This window comes from Streptomyces sp. ID05-39B (genome assembly GCF_033794725.1).
Classification (GTDB): Bacteria; Actinomycetota; Actinomycetes; order Streptomycetales; family Streptomycetaceae; genus Streptomyces; species Streptomyces bobili.
The window spans coordinates 1-4,955 of record NZ_JARGEF010000386.1 but is presented as its reverse complement, the minus strand read 5'-3'; the positions used below and the strand labels follow the sequence as shown (position 1 = coordinate 4,955).

The window sequence follows — 4,955 nt, the reverse complement described above, 5'->3', positions numbered from 1 at the left end:
GCCCACCCACCCCTCAAGCCACCACCGTGGGCAGGGCCGGGACCGCGGGCGTGCGCCGTATCACCAGCGCCATCAGCGCCGCCGCCGCGCACAGCGCCCCCGCCGCGTACCAGACGACGTCGTACGACCCGAAGGCGTCGCGGGCCACGCCGCCGAGGAAGGCGACCAGGGCCGCGCCGACCTGGTGGGAGGCGAGGACCCAGCCGAAGACGATGGCGCTGTCCTCGCCGTAGTGCTCGCGGCACAGGGCCAGGGTGGGCGGGACGGTGGCGACCCAGTCGAGGCCGTAGAAGACGATGAAGAAGATCATCGGGGGGTGGACGGTCGGGGCCAGCAGGATCGGCAGGAAGAGCAGGGAGATGCCGCGGAGCGCGTAGTACACCGCCAGCAGGCGGCGCGGTTCGAAGCGGTCCGTGAACCAGCCGGAGGCGATCGTGCCGACCACGTCGAACACGCCGATCACCGCCAGCAGGGAGGCCGCCGCCGTGAGGGGCATGTGGTGGTCGTGGGCGGCCGGCACGAAGTGGGTCTGGATCAGGCCGTTCGTGGAGGCGCCGCAGATCGCGAAGGTCCCCGCCAGCAGCCAGAACGGGCCCGTGCGCACCGCCGAGAACAGCACCGCGACCGTGCGCCGCGCCGCACCCCGCACCGGGGGCGGCTTGGGCACGAACTCCTTCGCCCCGTACGGCATCTGCCCGACGTCCGCCGGATGGTCACGCAGCAGCAGCCAGACGAAGGGCACGACCGCGAGGGCGGCGAGAGCGACCGTCACCGCCGCCGGGCGCCAGTCGTAGCGGGTGATCATCCAGGACAGCAGCGGCAGGAAGATCAGCTGGCCGGAGGCGGAGGCCGCGGTGAGGATGCCACTGACCAGACCGCGGCGTTCGGTGAACCAGCGGTTGGTGACCGTGGCGGCGAAGGCGAGCGCCATCGAGCCCGAGCCGAGGCCCACCAGCAGGCCCCAGCACAGCAGCAGTTGCCAGGCCGCCGTCATCCACACCGTCAGGCCGGAGCCGATCGCGATCACGGTCAGGGCGACGGCCACCACCCTGCGGATGCCGAAACGGTCCATCAGCGCCGCGGCGAAGGGCGCGGTGAGCCCGTAGAGGGCGAGGTTGATCGAGACGGCCGCGCCGATCGTGCCGCGTGACCAGCCGAAGTCCGCGTTCAGCGGCTCGATGAGCAGTCCGGGCAGGGAGCGGAAGGCCGCCGCACCGATGATCGTGACGAAGGTGACGGCGGCGACGAACCACGCCCGGTGGATCCGCGGCCGCCGCTTCCCGGCACGGGCACGGGAAGCCCCGGCGACGGCATCGACCACATCCGCCACGGCCCCACCCTCCCCGGGCTCACCTGTCCGGTTCACGTCGTCCGCCTGCGTCGCGTCGGCCTGAGTCACGTCTGCCTGAGTCACGTCATAGAGCTTCGGTCCCGCGGCCTGCCCGAGCGAGTGGCCCGAAGGACGATATTCGTTAGGATCGGGCCATGAGCCCTTCCGCAGGCTTCCGCCCGCACCGCGTCGTCGTCCTCGCCCTCGACGGCCTGCTCCCCTTCGAACTGGGCATCCCGCACCGCATCTTCGGCCGCCCCAGGGACCCCGAGGGCCGGCACCTGTACGAGGTCGTGACCTGCTCGGTCCGGCCGCCGGGCCCGGTCGGGACGGACGCCGACTTCGCCATCCAGGTCGCGCACGGCCCGGAGGCCCTGGCCACCGCCGACACGGTGATCGTCCCGGCGTCGTACGAACTCGGCCCGGTCTTCGAGGAGGGCGTCCTGACCGACGACCTCGCCGCCGCCCTGGCCCGCATCCGCCCCGGCACCCGCCTCGCCTCCATCTGCACCGGTGTGTACGTCCTGGCCGCCGCCGGAGTCCTCGACGGCCGCCCCGCGACCACGCACTGGGCCGACGCCGCCCGTCTCCAGGAACTGTTCCCCAGCGTCAGGGTCGACCCCGACGTCCTCTTCATCGACGACGGCGACGTGCTGACCTCGGCGGGCGTCGCCGCCGGCATCGACCTGTGCCTGCACATGGTGCGCCGCGACCACGGCACGGCCGTCGCCAACGAGGTCGCCCGCCGCACGGTCGTACCGCCGCACCGCGACGGCGGGCAGGCGCAGTACATCGAGCGGCCCGTGCCCGATCCGCAGCTGTCCGGCACGACCGCCTCGCGCGCGTGGGCGCTCGGCCGCCTCCATCAGCCGATCCAGTTGCGCGACATGGCCGCCCAGGAGGCCATGTCGGTACGGACGTTCACTCGCCGCTTCCGCGAGGAGGTCGGTGTCAGCCCCGGCCAGTGGCTCACCCAGCAGCGCGTCGAACGCGCCCGGCACCTCCTGGAGTCCACCGACCTCTCCGTCGACCAGATCGCCCGGGACGCCGGCTTCGGCACCGCCCAGTCGATGCGCCAGCACCTACAGGCGGCGCTCGGGGTCACCCCCACGGCCTATCGCCGCACCTTCCGCACCAGAACCACCACCACGGAGGGCGCCGAAGCCATCGGGCCGCGAGTCGTCCAGAACCACCGGAGCCACGGCCGCGTCGGCGCCCCGCGCTGAACGGGCGGCGTGCCACGCCTCGCCGCCCAGCCGACGCCGGGGTGTTCCGCGCACGCCGGGGTCGTCGAGTCGCCGGGCCTCGGAGCACCGGAGCCGACGGGGCCGTGACGACCGGCATGCGGGCGCCGACGATCTCTAGAACGTCAGCACCCCCCGCGCCACCCGACCCGCCTCCGCGTCCGCCGTCGCCTTCGCGAAGTCCTCCACCGGGTAGGTGCGGGTGACGAGTTCGTCGAGGAGGAGGCGGCCCGTGCGGTACAGCTCGGCGTACAGGGCGACGTCCCGCTGCGGCCGGGACGCCCCGTAGCGGCAGCCCAGGATCGACTTGTCCAGGAACAGGGAGGAGACGCGGAAGGACGCCTCGGCGGTCGCGGGCGGCACCCCGAGGAGCACGGCCTGGCCGTGCCGGTCGAGCAGGTCGACGGCCTGGCGGATCAGCTCCACCCGGCCGACACACTCGAAGACATGGTCCGCGCCTGTCGGCAGCAGGTCCCGCACGCCCTCGGTGGAGGTCAGGAAGTCGGTGGCCCCGAACCGCCGTGCCGCCTCCTCCTTCGCCGGGTTCGCGTCGACGGCCACGATCCGCAGCGCGCCCGCGATCCGCGCCCCTTGCAGCACGTTGAGCCCGATGCCGCCCGTGCCGATGACGACGACGCTGTCCCCGCGGTCCACGCGCGCGCGGTTGAGCACCGCCCCGACGCCGGTGAGCACCCCGCAGCCGATCAGCGCGGCGGACGGCAGCGGGATGTCCTTCGGGATGCGCACCGCCTGGACGGCCTTGACTACCGTGCGTTCCGCGAACGCCGAGTTGGACGCGAACTGGTACACCGGCCGCCCACCCCGCGAGAACGGCCGGCCGGGCCGCCCGATGGCCTGCCGGCACATCGTCGGCCACCCCCGGTCGCACTCCGCGCACGTCCCGCAGTTGGCGAGCGTGGACAGGGCGACATGATCGCCGGCCGCCACGTGCGTGACGCCCGCGCCGACCACCTCCACCACGCCCGCGCCCTCGTGCCCGAGCACCACCGGCGCCGGGAAGGGGATCGTCCCGTCGATCACGGACAGGTCGCTGTGGCACAGCCCGGCCGCCGACACGGCCACGAGCACCTCCCCCGGCCCAGGCTCCCGTACCTCCAGATCGTCGACGACCTCGGCCCGTTTCCCGTCGAACAGCACGCCCCGCATCACGTCCCCTATCCCTTGGGCTGTCTGGGCAGTCCGAGCACGCGCTCGGCGATGATCGTGCGCTGAACCTGGTCCGAGCCGCCGTAGATCGTGTCGGCCCGCGAGAACAGGAACAGCTGCTGCGTCTCGTCCAGTTCGTACGGCGCGGAGGGCGACCAGGGCGCCGGACCCACGCCCCCTTCCGCGCCCCGCACCCGCACCGCCAGTTCACCGAGCCGCTGATGCCAGCCCGCCCACAGCAGCTTGGCCACGCTGGGCGCGCCCGGCCCGGCCGAACCCCCCAGCGTCCGCAGCGCGTTCCACCGCATGGTCCGCAGCTCCGCCCACAGCCGCACCAGCGCCTCGCGTACGACGGGGTCGTCGGCGGCGCCGGTCTCCACGGCCGTACGGACCACGCGCCCCAGTTCCTCGGCGAACCCGATCTGCTGGGCGAGCGTGGACACCCCGCGTTCGAAGCCGAGGAGGCTCATGGCGACCCGCCAGCCGTCCCCCTCCGCGCCGACGAGATGCTCCGCACGCGCGTGTGCCCCGTCGAAGAAGACCTCGTTGAAGTCGCTCGTCCCGGTCAGCTGCCGGATCGGCCGCACGTCGACGCGCCCCGGCTGGTCCATCGGCACGAGCAGGAAGCTCAGCCCGTGGTGCCGTACCGACCCCGGATCGGTGCGCGCCAGCACGAAGCACCAGTCGGCCTCGTGGGCGAGGGAGGTCCAGATCTTCTGTCCGGTGACGCGATACGACCCGTCGGCCGCCCGCTCCGCACGCGTCCGCACGCCCGCGAGATCCGATCCGGCGCCGGGCTCGCTGTATCCCTGGCACCACAGCTCGGCCCCGGCCGCGATCGGCGGCAGGAACCGCTCCTTCTGCTCCGCCGTGCCGTGCGCGAGCAGCGTCGGCGCCAGCAGCTTCTCCCCGATGTGCCCGGACCGCCCCGGCGCCCCCGAGCGCACGTACTCCTCGGCCCAGACGACCTGTTGGGTGAGGCTCGCGACCCGGTTCCCGTAGCCGCCCTCCCCCCAACCGATCCCGATCCACCCGTCCGCCCCGAGCGCCCGTTCCCAGGCCCGGCGTTCGCCGGTGTACGGGACGCGCAGCCCCAGCCATTCGCGGGCTTCGCCCCGAAAGGCCTCGTCGAGGGCGGAGAACCCGAACTCCACGGCCACTCCTCACATTGATGGACATCAAGGGAGATCAAGGGAGATCGAGTGGGATCGGGT

At 73.2% G+C, this 4,955-nt stretch carries 4 protein-coding genes; 1 reads left to right on the top strand and 3 read right to left on the bottom strand.

Features of this window, described 5'->3' with window-relative positions; translation table 11 throughout:
* Window positions 1-13 precede the first annotated feature (13 nt).
* Complete coding sequence (locus tag P1P75_RS39625; protein WP_319264487.1) at window positions 14-1,321, bottom strand: MFS transporter; 1,308 nt, start codon at window positions 1,319-1,321, stop codon at window positions 14-16.
* Window positions 1,322-1,485: 164 nt separating this feature from the next.
* Here P1P75_RS39625 and P1P75_RS39620 point away from each other — a divergent pair, with 164 nt between their 5' ends.
* Window positions 1,486-2,556, top strand: coding sequence for a helix-turn-helix domain-containing protein (locus P1P75_RS39620; protein WP_319264485.1), 1,071 nt, complete (start codon window positions 1,486-1,488; stop codon window positions 2,554-2,556).
* A 135-nt stretch (window positions 2,557-2,691) separates the two neighbouring features.
* Here P1P75_RS39620 and P1P75_RS39615 read toward each other — a convergent pair whose 3' ends face one another.
* Both P1P75_RS39615 and P1P75_RS39610 read right to left on the bottom strand, forming a co-directional pair.
* Complete coding sequence (locus P1P75_RS39615; RefSeq protein WP_319264484.1) at window positions 2,692-3,741, bottom strand: Zn-dependent alcohol dehydrogenase; 1,050 nt, start codon at window positions 3,739-3,741, stop codon at window positions 2,692-2,694.
* Window positions 3,742-3,749: 8 nt separating this feature from the next.
* Window positions 3,750-4,895, bottom strand: a complete 1,146-nt coding sequence (locus tag P1P75_RS39610) for an acyl-CoA dehydrogenase family protein (RefSeq protein ID WP_319264482.1) — start codon at window positions 4,893-4,895, stop codon at window positions 3,750-3,752.
* Between the last annotated feature and the right edge of the window lie 60 nt (window positions 4,896-4,955).

Excerpts from the sequence above, each read along its gene's own strand:
- P1P75_RS39620 (WP_319264485.1), top strand. The coding sequence starts at position 1,486 with ATGAGCCCTTCCGCAGGCTTCCGCCCGCACCGCGTCGTCGTCCTCGCC.
- P1P75_RS39615 (WP_319264484.1), bottom strand. The coding sequence starts at position 3,741 with ATGCGGGGCGTGCTGTTCGACGGGAAACGGGCCGAGGTCGTCGACGAT.